The following is a 16,795-nucleotide window of genomic DNA, read 5'->3' as shown; positions in this document are numbered from 1 at the left end:
CGGTGACAGATGCCATGCCATCTAAATCCATCCTGTTAGCGATTCGACCTCAAGATTTACCTCTTGTGTCGACAGCTCTTGGATCGGAGTTCGAGGTGAAGATATGTCATACCTATGAAGAGGCCAAAGCCAACCTCAAAGCTAGCGTTGGGCTAATCGCTTGCGGCGTGCATTTTGACCAAGGGTCCATGTTCGATCTGCTGCGGGCAGCGAAAGCCGATCCTCAGACTTGTCGCATTCCGTTTTACCTACTTTTAGGGGAAGGGACTGCCCATTCTGAGGCGGTTTTGGATGGCATCCGTAAGGCTGCAAAACTGCTTGGTGCGGTGGGGTTGACTGACCTGTCCAGGCTAAGAGCGGATTTAGGTGAGCAGCAAGCGTATGAAGTACTTAGGCAGACAGTTCGGCAGGCATTGTCAATATAGTGGGTAGTACTGCGTCGCAACTCATCGTATTTCCTCTTCGCAGTCAATCCGAGACCCAAATTAACGATCAAGCTACACCTCTTTACTCAGGACCCAACAACATCGACCGATTGCCGCTTGTCTCCACCGGCCGCTATCGCTCCCAAAGCCAACGTGAATTTATGTGACTAAACCGGATGAGATTCGGTACAGATACTCGGGCAAATTTGCGAATTGATGCTCCTGTTGCGGCCTCCTGATACTGTGGAGGAAACCGAACATTACCTTCGCCTTAACGCTTACCGACAGACACGGACAGCCGGATGCCTGCTGTCGATGCAAGCACCTTGCGCCCTGCTCAATCCGGAGTCAAATGAATCTGCCGCTGCATGTCATTCCTGGTGTCGTGACCGAAATTCACCTGGAGCGCATCCAGCTTCGCGTTTGAAGAATTTTACGAAGTTCGTCGACTCGTCGAATCCCAATTGATCGGCAATTGCCGCGACCGGCAAAGCGCTATGTACAAGAAGCCGCTTGCCCTCCAGGGCCACCCTTGAAGCAATGTACGACTTGGCCGTTACGCCGGCGATCGCCTGCGTTGTCCTCGTCAGGCTTTTTTCGGAAATGCCCATTGCCATCGCATAGCCCGATACCTTGTGCTGCGTTGAAAAATTTCGTTCGACCATTTTCTGGAACAATTTGAAACGCTGTACGTCGGCCGGCGACGCGATGGCATCCTGCGCCCTTTTTGCCTGGAACAGATGCAACCGGAGCAGCAGCGCATACAACTGATGCCGCAGCAACTCATGGGTTTGCGACAACGACGCGTTGACTTTCGTATCGCGGTACATCTGCAGGATCGACTGCTGTACGGCTTCACGATCAGCCGTTTCAACCGCGAAATGGACGGGCAATTCCTCCAAGGTAGTAACGACCCGAACATCGCCGACTTGAGATGAAGCCTGGATCGGGGAGAGAAACTCTGGCCGGAATATCACGAACCATGCGTCCCACTTATGCTTCGTATCGAAGCATTGCATCTGAGACGGACGCAGGGCGAGAACAGAACCTGGCCCGCATTGGATCGGCGCGAAATCGACGGTATGCGTGAACCGGCCGCTGGTGACGTATATCAGTAGATGAAAATCGACGCGGTGAGTGCCACGGTAATTATCGATGTTCACACCCTTAGCGCGCTCGCCTATGGAGAATATTTCCAGATCCAGACGATAGTTCTCGGGTGGCGTGTAGCGCACCTTCGCAATGCCTGAATCCCGGGATTTCGTGGTCGTCATAGGCTCATTTGTCCGATATTTACCATCCCCGACACCTTTTCTACCTGTCGCTTCGCTCCGCCATGGCTGAAACTTCGATGCCTGCATGTGACATGAATAATTCTGTCACGGCGGCTCAACCATGGAGCCTGAATAATGACCTACACCTTTTCCCGCGTTGCCGCTCTCGGAGGCAGCATTGTTGCCGCATGTCTGTTCGCCGCTTGTGCCGGTCATGTTCCGCCGAGCGGAGCCCAGCAGGGCAAGTCGCCCCATAAGGAACAAGCGGCAGCCCTCTTGAAAAGCATCGAGACAGGCGATCCGAATGCCTTGGCGCTCGTTGATCCTGGCAAATACATTCAGCACAACCTGGCGATCGCAGACGGCGTGGCCGGCATGAAGGCCGCCTTTTCCCAAATTCCGAAAGGAAGCGCCAAGGTGAATATCGTCCGCCTCTTCCAGGACGGGGACTTTGTATTCGCCCATTCCGAATACGACATCTTTGGTCAGAAAATCGGCTTTGACATCTTCCGGTTCGAGGACGGAAAGATTGTAGAACACTGGGACAATCTTCAAGCGAAGCCCGCAGCACCAAATCCAAGTGGCCGAACCATGACGGATGGTCCGACTCTTCCCACGGATCTGGACAAGACCCAGGCCAACAAGATGCTGGTACGGTCGTTTGTCGAGGATGTATTGATGAACGGCCGGATGGACAGGTTTGCCGGCTATTTCAGCAATGGGAAGTACCTGCAGCACAATCCGCATATCGGCGACGATCTGTCCGGGCTGGGTGCGGCCATGAAAGGCATGGCCCAGCGGGGAATCAGGATGAAGTACGACCGAATCCACAAAGTGCTCGGCGAAGGCAACTTTGTCCTCGTGGTAAGTGAAGGCGAATTTGCAGGGAAGCCTACCTCGTATTACGACCTGTTCCGTGTCGAGGGCGGCAAGATTGCCGAGCACTGGGACACTGTTCAGGCCATTCCACCCCGTGCCGAGTGGAAGAACGCAAACGGCAAGTTCTGACCGGCGATCGGGGTCGTTAATCTGAGTACACGGCTGCGCGGTGGCAATATTTTCGCGCTCAGCGCGCAGCGCCGTCCAAGCGTCGGGCAGAAGCAAATCGGAGAAAAGTCCTGAAAGGCTAGCGGCGACAATCTGGATACATTTCGTAGGCGCATTGGCCATAGAAAAAGGCCATTCATTGAGTTTTCTGCAAACGGCTTTTTAACTAGTAACGCCGCTGGCAGGAATTTAATTCACATTCTGTTGCCAGTTAGATCGAGGGACGTCTGATTGGCGCGAACTCAGCTAGTTCGCGCCATTTTATACAGTGGCCATGCACAAAAGACCTGATAAGAAATTAAACCATGCGCATGTCCGCTATCGACCTATAGTGTTGAAAAAGTCGCTGAGCGACATGGCTAGGTTATCGAATCGTTGATTCGAAGAGAATTCAAAGCGGCAACCATGAGGGCGCCAGGCTACTTTTAGATCGCTCTATATGGCTGGATCAGCCAAGTTAAGTGCACTGGTACCGAGCTGTTTTGCCAAACGCCTTAGATTCTGAGCGGTGGCCGCCAGCAAGAACTCATCATGTGCTCCGCTCGGGCCTCGCAACCGTAAGCGATTTAATTTGAGGATGCGCTTGAGATGGGCAAAGAGCATCTCGACTTTCTTCCGTTCGCAACGAGACTGCCAATATTCAGGTGTTTGCATGATGGCGCGGGCGACATCGCGTGCATCCTCATAGACGCTGCGAGCAATCTTGCGCGTTGGAGTATTGGGACAGCATCGCGGCTTCAATCTGCAGTGTTTGCAATCGGACTTCCTCTGCCAACGCATGTGGCAAGTGATCGGACGGTCGGACAATTTGGACATTATTTTATTTGGAATAAATAGAGTAAAGAAATAGTTCGGTTTTCGCATTGTTCTTACTGTCCCCAGTGGAATTGACCGAATTGGCCAATCGTCCGCAATGGGAACGCCGATTCTATTGTTTGCTAACCTTTAGCAGCTCGGTGCCAAACCGATCCGAGCATTCTTGTGCATCCTCTTGTGCCCACACACCAGGGTAAGTGAGAAAGATGTCAACGGACGTATTGGCGCACGGTCGCATCCCGTAGTGGGACAGCAAGGCACGGTAACTTTGGGTGAATGACTTACATTGCAGTCCAAATGATTGCAACCGTCCCATCAGAAACAGTCATTTCTTTTTTCTTTTTATGTAAGCCTTCGAATTTTTTCACGTTAGCCTGGTAAATCAGGCACTTTAACTATAAGGATATCGATAGTTCAACTTTTGGGATATTGTTGACCGAGACTTTGACTCCAACCTTATTTACCTGGTATTCAACATAGCAATCTGATTTAGCGACGCCATTTCTTTGCCAGGAATTTTCACCATAACAAATGGTCTTGAACGCAATGTCTTCATTTGTCGGGTTATGCACGACGACGTACAAATCGGCATATTTATTCGGGCTAAAAACACCACCCCGGTTTTCGGTATTTCTAAACTCAAGCGTTGCAGTGCAAGCATGCAAGGCCAAAGCGCTTTGAGTCCATTTGTATGGTTTGTCTTTAATCGCGGCAAGGGCTGCTGTCGGGCTCTGTGCACCCATCGGATGTTTTCGCACCTGCTCCCAAAAAGATTTCTCTTCTGCTTCCGCCCTTTCTCGTTCGGCATCCCCTTTTTCATCTTGCTTGATGATTTCATCCAGTTCCACTGCCCATGTCTGGCCTAAGGACACCCCCAACTGAATGCATCTTCTTGAAAGTTCTTCGTTATTTACAAAGGTGAAGCCGAAATCGCTATCCCACTTATTGAAACGGTATAAAAAATAGGGGGTGGCTGCCACATTCTGGTTGAGTGCTTTGGTGTACCAAGCGATACTTTCGCTATCGTCTTCTGAAACGCCTTTTCCGAATTGATAGCACCATCCGACATTGTGTTGCGCCTCTTTCACCCCCTCCGTGGCCAGTTTGAGCCAGTAGTGAAAGGCTTGCTTCCAACCTGAGGGTTCATCGCCAACCCTGAGAAGATTTTTCGACGTTACCAAGTCGGAGAAATCCTGGTCAAAGGCTCGATCAGTCAGTACCTCGGCGTCGCGCGCTTTCTTTTTCGTCTCAAGTCTTTTCTTTAATACTTGTGATTTTTCTTTAATAATTGGGATGCCTTCTGCATTTGAACCATGTTCCGGGGGGTGTTTATTCTCTAGAACGTCAAATTTCTTCGCGTCCCCCTTTGCTATTACTTCATCAAGTGTTAAGGCTTTTTCGAGACCAAACTGAATCGCCAGTTCTTTAAACGCTTTTTGCGACACCATCCATTCGGCAAGGTGTGTCATCAGCTCTTCATAGTTCTGCCTGAAATCACTATTGCGCTCTGCAATTTCAGCCAGCGGCAGGCGAAGTATCTGGCCAATGTCAGCAGCCGTCTTGTTCGCTTTTTTGAGATCCTCATTTTCTCGGCGCAGATCTAATATTTCCTGCTCCAACTCCCGGCTGATCTGTTTTTGGATGCGCAGCCCCTCCACTCGAGCCACATCTAACCCCTGCAGCTCCGAAATGACCATCCCTTTTCCAATGGAGTCAATACTCATCAGTTTATCCTTTTAATAAAAGCTACCACGGTGGCCCGCCCTTAAACACTGGGGAGGGCAGTCTGGAAGTTGCATTGTTTCTTACATATCGTGTGATATCAAGCAATTCGCTGGTTGCAATCATCGGCCAGAAGTGTTTACGGCGTTCGGGGCAGTCCATGAATCAGCAGACTCAATGCGTACTTGACGGAGAATTAGATTTTTACGCGTTCGACGAAAAAGTCCGAGACCTGCTGCTCGGGTCCAGAGATGGCTCTACTCAGCACCTCTCAGTCAACATCATGATCGTAGACGAATAATTTGCTCTTGCAGGAGACGCAGAGTTCCGGAATCGGGAAGTTTGACGTCCGAAAGTAAATGACGCGCCGGTCTTTTGCCGGGCTTTTGCCGGTCTTCAGGTCAAAGGAAACGACGAATAGGGCTTGTCTGGCCACAGAAATAAATGCCGCGAATGCCGGAAAAACCGGTAACCGGTAGGCAATGACCGAACCAAGTGGTATCAGGATTTCATAGGTACCTAACTATGCTTAACTGTCGCCAAATAGGAAAGGCTTGGTGGGAAGATTTTTAGAGCTGAAAGAATTAGAGGTTTTCGTCTTGAAAATCCTTGTGTCGGTGGTTCGATTCCGCACCGGGCCACCAAGGAAATCCTTTGCAAAACACCAACTCATGCGCACGCGATGGTCGCTATGCGTATTGGAACAACGCACTGTGAGTAACGACCTTGTTGTGCAGATGTCGTCATCACGATGACATTGGCGACAGTGCGGCAATGGATAATTATCTTTCCATTGCTCCATAAACGAGCGCGCTCATTTGCTCGCGATAATACTTTCGTATGTCGCCCGGACCGGCGGACATCATCACAACAACCAATCGTTCTCCAGGATCAACCCAGAATATGGTGCCATTGGCGCCGTTCCATGAATAATCTCCCACGCTTCCATTGATTGGGGCGATACCCTGCTCCTTGCGCACTGCAACGCCTAATCCAAAGCCGTATCCATCGCGGCCTGATTCGTTGACGCCCACCCTGTTCTCGATGTGATTGCCCAGATGGTCGGACGTCATCAGTCGCACCGTTTTGGGGCTGAGAATGCGCTGGCCATCAAGCACACCGCCGTTCAGCAGCATTTGGCCGAAACGCAGGTAATCGTGGGCAGTGCCAAATGCGCAGGCACCCGCGCATTCAAACTTCGCCGCATGATCAAGAAGCGTCAGCCGTAGCGGCCTGCCAGTCAGCGGATCGGTCGTAAGCGGCTTGGCGATCCGGCCGCGCTTGGCTTCGGGCACGTGGAAGGTGGTGTCGTTCATCTTCAGCTTTGACCAAAGCCGTTCCTGCAATACCCGCTCAAGCGGCTTTCCCGCTGTTTTCTCGGTTATCAGCCCAAGCACGTCGGTGGAAAGTCCATAGTTCCACACAGTACCCGGCTGATACAACAAGGGCAGCCGCGCCAGCTGCTCAATGAACTCCTCACCCCCCCAGTTTATTGCCGCAGCCTCGGAAGACGGCGGATAGAGCTTATGTACTTCGGTAGTACCCTGTGCGCCATAGGTCAGACCGGAGGTATGACGCATGAGATCATGGACGGTGATTGGCTGCTTTGCCGGCTCCAGCGACAATTGCCCGTCCGCAGTGATTGCGGCGACTTGTTGGCTCTTGAACTGCGGGTACCAGTCACTGACAGGCGCATTGAGCGCAAGCCGGCCTTCCTCATGAAAGGTCAGCGCGCCGACCGTTGCCATGATCTTGGTCATCGAGGCAAGTTGGAAGATGGCATCGGTGTTCATCAACACGTTCGCCGCCTTGTCCTGAAAACCATGTGCCTTGAAATAAACCAGCTTGTTATCCCTGGCAATCGCTATGACGGCGCCAGGGAGCCGTGATGCGCTGATCTCAACGGCAAAAAAACGGTCGATCCTGAGGAGCGCTGCCGGCGAAAAACCGACGTCGGCAGGTTTGCTCCGCGGCAGAGGATCTTTCGCCGCGACAGAGCCGGATGGCAACGCAATATTCCCCAGCAAGGACACCGCGCACAATACGTGGAGGAATTTGCTCTTGTTTTTCATTGGCTTTTTCCAGCTGGAGCGCACTCCCAGGAACGATGTTGTGAAGGCTGAAGTTTTGTGGTTGAGGAACCCGGCAATTTCGGCTTATCGTACCAACCATCGCAGTCTCCTCTTCCACCCCGATGAATGGCAGCAATGGTATGGCGGGTGAGTCGGTCGGTCGGGTAATCAGCGATAAGGGGGTTCTTTACAACTTTCCTGCTCTAACCAGACCGGCAGCGAAATTGAGGAATCCATAAAAGTTGCGTGAAGCTGTCATTGACTTCGTGCCTTTCCGAAGCCGACACACCGTACAGGAAAAGCCTGCAGCATCAAGCTCCATAGTCGACGAACATTGGTTGAGAATCGCTTCTCATGCCCTGTCGTGCAGGGTCCATCCCAGCACAAGCGGACATTAATATCACGATCGTAAAAACGACCATTGCTGCTTTCATGATGTTGCTCCTAAAGTAAATAGTGGACGCCGATCCTCTTCGTTTGTCGAGGGTCGGCTTTCACTTTAGGTCACGCAGCACGAAGCGATAGAAATGAAAGCTGAATCAAACTGTTTTTTGATCCCGAACAGTTTCTGTCAATCTGACTACTGTCCTTTTATAAACCATTAAACAAGACTGATTGACTGGAAGTATATTTTGTAGCTTTCGTTTGCCTGCAATCCGCATTGAATGTCTTCGCGCGACGCAGGACATCGTCATCGACCGGCCTGGCCGGCTCGGCGCGGTTGATGCATTTGCATCGGATCGAGTGGCGCAGCCAGACGATCCGCCAGTGTCGTGAATAGGCACACTGCGCCCTCGTTCGCCCGGTTAAAGAATGCGAAGGCGAACGTAACGAGCAGCATCGAACCATGGACCGCGCATCAAAGGCGGCAAATTGATCATCAACGGCAAGCGCATAGTATTGGTGCTGATCCAGCTGGCCCTGCTGGCGTTGAATGCGCTGCTCATGGCAGTCTGGAGAAGATTCGTCTTTAACAAAGGCGTTGATGGCGAATTTCTAAGCGTTGTTGAGTGCTTCAATCAACAGCGGCAGGATTGCTGGCATCTGTCGTTCATCCCAGACCGCATACACTTCAGATCGGTACTTGGACGCACCGATTGAAAAAAATTTCACACCGCCCATGCCGGCATCCGCAAGCGCACTCGGAACCAGGGCAATGCCCATGCCTTTCGACACCAGTGATACGACGCTTAGCCAGTGACGCACTTCATGCCGAACAGTCGGTTGCAAGCCTTGCTCCTCGCACAATGCCAGAATGCGCTGATAGTAATCCGGCGATGCGCCTCGCGAAAACATCACCAGAGGTTCATCGGAAAGCAGACCAATATCAATCGTGTCGGCCACAGCCGCACGATGATTGACGGGCAAGCACCAAACGAAGGGTTCAGACGCATACAGCGCTCTATTGAACTCCCTGGGGATTCGAGCAGTATGAACAAAGGCAAGATCTATCTGCCCGCGCAGTAAAGCCTCTACGTGCTCGCTGGAGTTTCCTTCAGAGAGGACGATGTCGACATCCGGATGCCGTTTCTGAAAAGCGGTCAAGCGCTCGGGTAATTTTCGGAACAGCATCGATCCCACGATGCCGATGCGTACCCTACTGCCTGCGCCCTTCGCTATCTGCCGCACCTTTTCTTTGCCTTCCTGCACTTCCGCCAACAGACGAAGCGCAATTTCGCGAAAGGCAAGGCCAGCTGGCGTCAGTTTGACCGACTTGCTGTTGCGTTCAAACAGCGCGGCGCCGAGCGAGGCCTCCAGTTGCTGGATGTTCAGGCTCAACGGAGGCTGCGAGATCGCAAGCCGTTTCGCTGCTCGGCCGAAATGCAATTCTTCCGCCAGCACAACAAAGTATCTCAGGTGTCGAAATTCCATCGCTCAACCATTAAATAAATATATCAAACGATACCGATTCAATATTTGACGCATATTGTACCCGGGCGCACAATGAATTGAACCCGTATCCTGGAGGCTGATCATGAACGCGCGCGACGGTTTGTACGAGGAAGCAATTCCCGATCGTTTTGGCACTAATTCCTACTCGGAAGATCGGGAGATGGAATCGCTGCTGAGACTCTATCTTCCAGAAGATCTTGTCACGCATCTCAAACCTCATCTTCACCGCCTTGGCGAATTTGCCGGTGGTGCACTTGACGCTCTGGCGCAAACCTCCGACCAGCATCCCCCTACCCTTGAGCATCGCACCCGCACCGGCAAGGATTTTCAGAGAATCGTTAAACATCCTGCTTACATTGAAATGGAGCGGTTGGCGTATTCCGAATTCGGCTTGGCGGCCATGTCGCATCGTGGCGGTGTGCTCGGCTGGCCTGGTCCAATGCCGGCAGCTGCCAAGTACGCCCTGACCTTCCTGTTCGTACAGGCTGAATTCGGTCTTTGCTGCCCGGTATCGATGACCGATTCCCTGACCCGGACCCTCCGCAAATTTGGCGACCCTGCGCTGGTGGAGCGATATCTTCCGGCACTGACATCGCAGGATCTGGACGCCCTCGCGCAAGGAGCGATGTTCATGACGGAGCAAGGTGCGGGATCCGACATTGCCGCGACGGCAACCATCGCGCGACCGGAAGGCGACGTATGGAAGTTGACCGGCGACAAGTGGTTCTGCTCAAACCCGGATGCCGCGCTGGCGATGGTGCTGGCGCGTGTGGAAGGTGCGCCAGCAGGGATGAAGGGCGTCTCCCTGTTCCTGCTGCCTCGCCGACTCGAAGACGGCTCACAAAATGCATACCGGATTATCCGCCTCAAAGACAAGCTGGGCACTCGCTCCATGGCCAGCGGAGAGATCCGCCTTGACGGTGCGACCGCTTATTTAGTCGGCGAACTTGGCCGCGGATTCGTGCAAATGGCGGACATGGTGAACAATTCACGCCTTTCAAACGGCGTACGTGCCGCAGGCATGATGCGGCGCGCCGCAGCGGAAGCGCTTTACATCGCGCGTCACCGCAAGGCGTTTGGAAAGCGCCTGATTGACATGCCGCTGATGCAGCGGCAGCTAGCCAAGATTGTGCTGCCGGGCGAGCAAGCGCGAACCATGATGTTTCAAGCCGCTGAGGCTTTGCGGCGGTCCGACAGCGGCGACAGCAAAGCGTATTCCCTGGTACGCATTCTCACGCCAATGCTGAAGTTTCGTGCATGCCGCGATGCCCGTCGCGTAACCGGTGACGCAATGGAAGTGCGCGGCGGCTGTGGCTACATTGAGGAATGGAGCGATGCCCGCCTGGTAAGGGATTCGCATCTCGGCTCGATCTGGGAAGGCACCAGCAATATCGTGGCGCAGGATGTCATTCGCGCCATCGTTCGAGAGGATTCCCTGCATGTCCTGCAGGAACATTTATCGGGGTTGCTGGAACAGACCAATATGCACCCCGCCGTTCGTGCCCGTATCACATTGCTGGCAAGTGGTGCATCCAGGCTCGCGGAAAAGGCTGCGGCAACCGGCGGCGGCCACCTCTCGCGCCAGGCTGCCTCGGCGTTGTACCACCTGACTTCTGCCGTAGCGATGGCATGGGAAGGGAGCAACATCGGTTCGTCCAGACGCATGGCGCTTGCGCAGCTGGTCCTTTTGCACCGACTTTCGCCGAAGGATCCGCTCGACCCTGGCAGCGACGCTGGCACGCAACTGCTGTTTGACGATGATGCAAACACCGACCCGGCCATCCTGAATTTACTTGAGCAATCAACCAACGCCTAACAAGGGCAATGAAGGAGACAAAAGTGAAAATAGCCTCGATGGTTCTTACAAGCTTGTTTTGCATCCTTGCGCATACCAGTGTCATGGCCCAGGACACCGCGTCAGGCAAACCCATTACGCTGGTGGTTCCATTTGCACCGGGCGGCCCGACGGATGCGATGGCGCGTGTCATTGCAAATGAGCTCAAGGATATTCTCGGGCAGACCGTCGTCGTCGACAACCGTGCCGGTGCGGGTGGCAACATTGGCGCCGATATCGTCGCGCGGGCGCCGGCCGATGGCCAGACCCTGCTGTTCGGGACATCAGGCCCGCTCGCCATCAATGCCAGCCTTTACAAGAAAATCAGCTATGACCCTTTGCGCAGCTTTGCGCCGATCGTCAATCTGGGGTACCTGCCCAATGTGCTTGTCGTCAATCCCAGCGTACCGGCCAATAACGTCAAGGAACTCATTTCCTTCGGCAAGGCGAATCCTGGAAAACTGACGTATGCATCGTCGGGAAATGGCGCGTCGTCCCATCTCGCCGGCGTCATGTTCAACAATCTGGCCGGAACGGATTTCTTGCATGTGCCATACAAAGGCACCGGCCCCGCACTGAATGATCTGGTTGCCGGCCACGTTTCGATGGCATTCACCGATGTCCTGACCGCCCTGCCGTTTATCAAGGCAGGCAAACTGCGCGTACTGGGCGTGACGACCGCCAGTCGCTCGGGCGCCCTCCCGGACGTACCGACCGTAGCAGAACAGGGTGTGAAAGGATTCGACGTCAGCGTCTTCTTCGGCATTGTCGCTCCCGCAGGCACGCCACCCGATGTCGTGACCAAGCTGCACAAGGCATTTGCGACAGCGTTGAAGCGACCCGAGCTGGCGAAATCCCTGGAGAAGCAAGGGCTGGAAATGGCTGCCAAAAATGATCCCGAAAGCCTGCGTGCCTTCATGACGAGCGAAGTCGCCCGTTGGAAGGAAGTCGTGAAGTCATCGGGCGCACAACTGGATTGAACGATATGACAATGCCATCTGCCGGAGCGCTTCAGGGGCTCAAAGTGATCGATGTCTCACGGATCCTTGGAGGGCCGTACTGTGGCCAGATTCTAGGAGACCATGGCGCTGACGTGCTCAAAGTCGAGCCGCCCCAAGGCGATGATACCCGTACATGGGGCCCGCCATTCCTGAATGGGGTTGCTTCCTACTATCTCGGTTTAAATCGAAACAAGCGCGGGATGCGTCTTGACCTGAGCCAGGAAGCGGGCCGGACAACGCTGCTCGAACTTTTATCCGATGCGGATGTCCTGCTTGAAAATTTCAAGACCGGCACACTGGAAAAATGGGGGATAGGCTATGAAACGCTTTCCGAGCGTTTTCCGCGTTTGATTCACTGCCGTGTCAGCGGCTTCGGCGCCGACGGTCCGCTGGGCGGCCTGCCTGGCTACGACGCCGCGATCCAGGCAATGAGCGGAATCATGAGTGTCAACGGCGACGCCGGCGCAGAGCCCCTTCGCGTTGGTTTGCCGGTCGTCGATATGGTGACGGGCCTGAATGCAGTGATCGGCATCTTGCTGGCGCTGAATGAGCGTGCACGAAGCGGAAAGGGCCAGTTCGTCGAAGCTGCTCTGTATGACAGCGGCCTGTCCCTGCTCCATCCGCATGCGGCAAATTGGTTCCTCAACGATAAAACACCAGCCCGCACCGGAAACGCGCATCCCAACATCTATCCCTACGATAGCTTCCCGACGCGTACCTCCCCGATTTACCTCGCGGTTGGCAATGACCGCCAGTTTCAACTTCTGTGCAAAGTCCTGGGTGAGCCCGCTCTGGCCTTTGAGCCCGAATTCCAGGATGCCGGTTCTCGCTCATCCAATCGGCTGCGGCTGCGTGACCGGCTGACTGCGCTCTTTCAGCAATTCGATGGTGCGGCATTGACCGAGCAGTTAATGAACGAAGGTGTTCCTTGTGCCCCAATACTTGATGTCAAGAGTGCGCTTGAGCATCCCCATACGGCGCATCGCGAGATGATCGTCAGCATGCCGAACGGTTATAAAGGATTGGGTTCGCCGATCAAGCTCGGCCGCACGCCGGCGACCTACCGATTGCCGCCGCCGGATACGCTTGACGATTGAAGAATCCGTTGATTTGGCAACGGCGATGGCGTCATTTTGACCACGTCCAGTCATAAACAAGCTTTTCCTTTACGCAATGTCAACGACAAACTGTTCCTGAAAAGCCTTATCTTCTCCTTTTTCAGGATAACCACGCGGATTAGCAATTACTCGGCAAGAAAACGGTTCGCCGTTATCGATGCCGCAGACAACATAATCATTCGTGCAATGCAGGTGTCCATGCATCCAGATATCGGATAACGGCAATAGATCGTCCAGAGCGTTACAAAAGCCCGCGGTGCCTGGCGTGATGCCGTAGCGCGGGTCGGCGCTGCGCAAGGTGGGCGCGAAGTGTGTAACGGTGACCGTGGTGCCATCAAACGGCACCGCCAACGCATCGCGCAGCCAGCGTTGGCACTCGTGCGCAAGGGAGCGGATATCTTCGGCCAGCATTGGTTCGCCATTTTTGAGCGCGGTGTTCTTGCTGAGGTAAAAGTTGGCGGCTCGACAAGCCTTTTCCAGTGATTTCATTTGTTCCGTCACGGTGGCTTTTGATTTGGCGACAGCTTCAAAATCGCTCCACAAGGTCGTCCCGATAAAGCGTACCGAACCCACCGTGATGGTCTGTCGCTCCAGCCATTCAATGCCAAGCGTTTCACAGGTATTTTGCAGCCTTGCGTAGGTCGCGTCGTAGTCAAGCGAATCAAACTCATGGTTGCCAGGGATGTAGAAGACACGGGGCCATGCCGAACCCGGTCGTCGCGGTGAAAAGCGACGCAAACCAAAGTCGTCGGCCTCAAGTAAGGAGCCCGCCTGGTAGGAGCCGATGTCCCCGGCAAGTACGAGAACATCAACCTGCGCAGCAGCGCGCGGCACAAACTCTGGATAGTTTTCAAGATGAAGATCGGACAGTAGCTGGATACGCATAGGGCCTATGCTACCGTATCCTGGCGTCGGCACGCGATGCGTGGCTCCCCATCCATTTTACGAATGGGTGAAGGCAATGACACGAATCAAAGGCGACAAGCAAGCTGGCGAGCTGACGCAAGCCAGGCGCGAAATGGTTGACCACTGCTTGAACACTGCGAGAGTCAGCCTTGTCGGGCTGCTTCGATGCGCGCGATGTCGATCTTTCCCATTTCCATCATGGCTTCGAAAGCACGTTTTGCCGCAGCCCGATCTGGATCGGTAATTGCTGCCGTCAGCGCCCGTGGTGTAATCTGCCATGACACGCCCCACTTGTCCTTGCACCAGCCGCAGGCGCTTTCTTGACCTTCATTGCCGACGATCGCATTCCACAGGCGATCCGTCTCGGCCTGGTCGTCAGTGGCAACCTGAAACGAGAAGGCCTCGTTGTGCTTGAAAGCCGGTCCTCCATTCAGGCCCAGACAGGGAATGCCCATCACCGTGAACTCGACTGTCAGGATATCGCCCTGCTTGCCTGAGGGATAGTCGCCTGGCGCGCGATGGACTGCGACCACCTCACTGTCGGGAAACGTCTTAGCGTAGAACTCTGCTGCGTCCAATGCAGTACCGTCATACCACAGGCAAATCGTGCTCTTGCTATCCATGTTGATTCTCCTGACGCGGAATAGATATGCACTTGAAGCTGTGCAATTAGACACTTTACTTTACCAGCTTGCATGCCGGGGCGGGCCAGGCAGTCACATACGTATTGCTGCCTAAGTGGCGACAGATTGCTTCCAACCCTTAGCGGCCATATACCATGGCACTTTCCATCGACATTTGATCAACCTCTGTCTTGAATATGCATTTACTGGCCACTCCTCTTCGACGTCATCTTCATCAAACTTGTTACAGCCGCAGCACCCTTTTGGGCTGTCATTGGTTTCTGGTCCGCTTTCAATCTGGACACGCCATATATCACCAGGCCCAGCCCCCCCGATTTGCAACGCCGTTATTGGTTCACCAAGCATTGCCCAGGAAGCGAATAACGTCAATGCCGGCCCAAGGCTGCCAATCGCTGCAGCTTGTGCGGCACCCATGCGCTGTATCGCCAATGCCATCCAATATATTGGCAATGCCGTCGACAGCACGGCCATCAATGCCGCGTATATCCATACAGGCATTGGCAGCTGGGTCAGGATCGAAATCGGTCCAAACAGCGTAAAGTGCCCTAGGACTAGCAAACAGGACGTACCGCCGGCCAACCCAGCCAAGCGCATCGACCCCAGGCGTTGCACCATCGCACCGGTTCCAAGGTAATACAGTGCATAGGTCACCGCACTGGCGAAAACCCATGCTGAGCCAATCGCCACTTGCGTCCCGAAACCGGACTGGCCGAGATCATGCACGAACGCGATGCCAAGGCCGGCATAACACAGACCCATTGCCCAAGCAGTATGGCGCCCAGGCTTGCGGCGGAAAAGACAAGCTTGCATGATAAGCACCAGTGTCGGGTACAGGTAGAGAATCAGGCGCTCAAGGCCGGCGCTAATGGTTTGCAGAGCAACGTTCGGTCAGAGCCCTAGCGGTCAAAATGGCGCAATGGGAAAATAACTTCCCCAGAAATGCACTGCAATTGGTTTGAGTGTGGGACCAATCAGTGACGATTCGTCGTGATTGTTTTACTGAGATGTCGACCGATGCAGCGGCTCTGTTGAAGCAGCACGGCTTTGCAGCCTGCCGTCTGCCAGAAAGTATAGCGGCGTTTTGACTGCCGCTTGCAGCATACAGAGTGCGGTTTCAAAGCGTTCTTGCCCATGTTATAGCTGGCCATCCATTGGGGAGTAGCCGGCTTCCGTACAAGAAGCGCCCGTATCAACATGCTCGGCAGAATGTCTTTCGCTATGGTACGGGCGGCCGAAAGGTTGGCGAGACCATTGGCATGCCAACAAGATGGATCGGGCTTGTTGTGCATGCCATTCGTCTTTGCCCGACCCGGAAGCATCAAATGAATGTTATTTCTACCACTCTGATTGCGCTTGCCATGTCAACAGATGCCTTTGCGGCAGCGGTTGGAAAAGGCGCAGCGCTGCACAAACTTTAAATTGCGGGAAGCACTGCGAACTGGACTGATCTTCGGCATCATCGAAGCACTGACACCAGTCGTGGGCTGGGCAGCCGGACAACTTGCCGCACCTTACGTGGCTGCATGGGACCATTGGCTTGCATTTGGTCTTCTCGCCATTCTTGGTGCTCGTATGATTCACGAAGGCTTCTCTACAGGAAAAGAAGAAGTTGATAAGCCCCGCAGTCACTCTTTCTGGCTACTTGCCATCACCGGATTTGCAACCAGTATTGACGCGATGGTCGTTGGCGTTGGACTTGCGTTTATCGATGCCGATATCTTGGTCACTGCCGCCCCAATTGGACTTGCGACTTTCACGATGGTCACGCTTGGCGTGATGGTCGGCAGAGCGCTGGGCATCATCGTCGGCAAACGCGCGGAAATCGCCGGTGGCATCATCCTGATAACTATTGGATGCCTTATCCTGTACCAGCACATCGGCAAAGGCTGAACGTTCAATCGGCGGCTGTGAACAAGGACGCAACGCTATTAACAGAAGTCCACGATCAAGCGCGAAAATTGCGTCAGGACACGAAGCTTCTCACTGCATTCACCACGCCGATTTTTCATCGAGTTGAACAGATGCTTCCGGGCGGCATGGCTG

Annotated in this window: 13 protein-coding genes and 2 pseudogenes; 6 read left to right on the top strand and 9 right to left on the bottom strand. The window is 54.0% G+C overall.

The genetic code is table 11. The features are described from left to right. The first annotated feature begins 14 nt into the window (after positions 1–14). Positions 15–425 (top strand): hypothetical protein, encoded by a 411-nt coding sequence (locus V7080_RS00245; RefSeq protein ID WP_334186380.1) that lies wholly within the window; start codon positions 15–17, stop codon positions 423–425. Positions 426–796: 371 nt separating this feature from the next. On the opposite strand, the gene V7080_RS00240 is transcribed toward V7080_RS00245, so the two are convergent. Continuing rightward, positions 797–1,786 (bottom strand): helix-turn-helix transcriptional regulator, encoded by a 990-nt coding sequence (locus V7080_RS00240; protein ID WP_334186379.1) that lies wholly within the window; start codon positions 1,784–1,786, stop codon positions 797–799. Between the two features lie 48 nt (positions 1,787–1,834). On the opposite strand from V7080_RS00240, the gene V7080_RS00235 reads away from it, so the two are divergent. Then, on the top strand, positions 1,835–2,707 hold the full coding sequence (locus tag V7080_RS00235; RefSeq protein ID WP_334186378.1) for a nuclear transport factor 2 family protein: 873 nt from the start codon (positions 1,835–1,837) through the stop codon (positions 2,705–2,707). A gap of 474 nt (positions 2,708–3,181) precedes the next feature. Here V7080_RS00235 and V7080_RS00230 read toward each other — a convergent pair. The 4 genes and pseudogenes from V7080_RS00230 to V7080_RS00215 all read right to left on the bottom strand — a co-directional run. Further along, positions 3,182–3,511: pseudogene (locus V7080_RS00230) on the bottom strand (transposase); the annotation flags it as partial. Positions 3,512–3,957: 446 nt separating this feature from the next. After that, positions 3,958–5,286, bottom strand: coding sequence for a tetratricopeptide repeat protein (locus tag V7080_RS00225; protein WP_334186377.1), 1,329 nt, complete (start codon positions 5,284–5,286; stop codon positions 3,958–3,960). 780 nt (positions 5,287–6,066) lie between these two features. Next, positions 6,067–7,356 carry a serine hydrolase domain-containing protein gene (locus tag V7080_RS00220; RefSeq protein WP_334186376.1) on the bottom strand — a complete coding sequence of 430 codons (1,290 nt, stop codon included), beginning with the start codon at positions 7,354–7,356 and terminating at the stop codon, positions 6,067–6,069. A gap of 996 nt (positions 7,357–8,352) precedes the next feature. Beyond that, a complete protein-coding gene (locus tag V7080_RS00215; RefSeq protein ID WP_334186375.1) occupies positions 8,353–9,228 on the bottom strand; it encodes a LysR family transcriptional regulator in 876 nt (291 codons plus the stop codon). A 103-nt stretch (positions 9,229–9,331) separates the two neighbouring features. Here V7080_RS00215 and V7080_RS00210 point away from each other — a divergent pair, with 103 nt between their 5' ends. The 3 genes from V7080_RS00210 to V7080_RS00200 are packed head-to-tail and all read left to right on the top strand — an operon-like array spanning position 9,332 to position 13,181. Then, positions 9,332–11,065: an acyl-CoA dehydrogenase family protein gene (locus tag V7080_RS00210; protein ID WP_334186374.1), complete on the top strand. Its 1,734-nt coding sequence runs from the start codon at positions 9,332–9,334 to the stop codon at positions 11,063–11,065. 38 nt (positions 11,066–11,103) lie between these two features. Further along, positions 11,104–12,063 (top strand): Bug family tripartite tricarboxylate transporter substrate binding protein, encoded by a 960-nt coding sequence (locus V7080_RS00205; RefSeq protein WP_442947163.1) that lies wholly within the window; start codon positions 11,104–11,106, stop codon positions 12,061–12,063. Positions 12,064–12,068: 5 nt separating this feature from the next. Continuing rightward, positions 12,069–13,181 (top strand): CaiB/BaiF CoA transferase family protein, encoded by a 1,113-nt coding sequence (locus V7080_RS00200; protein WP_334186394.1) that lies wholly within the window; start codon positions 12,069–12,071, stop codon positions 13,179–13,181. Between the two features lie 69 nt (positions 13,182–13,250). On the opposite strand, the gene V7080_RS00195 is transcribed toward V7080_RS00200, so the two are convergent. From V7080_RS00195 to V7080_RS00180, 4 genes are all read right to left on the bottom strand, one after another. After that, positions 13,251–14,087 carry a metallophosphoesterase gene (locus V7080_RS00195; RefSeq protein ID WP_334186373.1) on the bottom strand — a complete coding sequence of 279 codons (837 nt, stop codon included), beginning with the start codon at positions 14,085–14,087 and terminating at the stop codon, positions 13,251–13,253. A gap of 164 nt (positions 14,088–14,251) precedes the next feature. Beyond that, on the bottom strand, positions 14,252–14,731 hold the full coding sequence (locus V7080_RS00190) for a VOC family protein (RefSeq protein ID WP_334186372.1): 480 nt from the start codon (positions 14,729–14,731) through the stop codon (positions 14,252–14,254). Between the two features lie 111 nt (positions 14,732–14,842). Then, complete coding sequence (locus tag V7080_RS00185) at positions 14,843–15,562, bottom strand: DMT family transporter (protein ID WP_334186371.1); 720 nt, start codon at positions 15,560–15,562, stop codon at positions 14,843–14,845. A gap of 161 nt (positions 15,563–15,723) precedes the next feature. Beyond that, positions 15,724–16,041, bottom strand: a complete 318-nt coding sequence (locus V7080_RS00180; RefSeq protein WP_334186370.1) for a hypothetical protein — start codon at positions 16,039–16,041, stop codon at positions 15,724–15,726. 33 nt (positions 16,042–16,074) lie between these two features. Here V7080_RS00180 and mntP point away from each other — a divergent pair. Beyond that, positions 16,075–16,642: pseudogene (gene mntP / locus V7080_RS00175) on the top strand (manganese efflux pump MntP). Positions 16,643–16,795: the final 153 nt, after the last annotated feature.

Source organism: Noviherbaspirillum sp. (assembly GCF_036846085.1).
In the GTDB taxonomy this organism is placed as follows: domain Bacteria; phylum Pseudomonadota; class Gammaproteobacteria; order Burkholderiales; family Burkholderiaceae_D; genus Noviherbaspirillum.
This window is presented reverse-complemented; position numbering and strand designations above follow the sequence as displayed.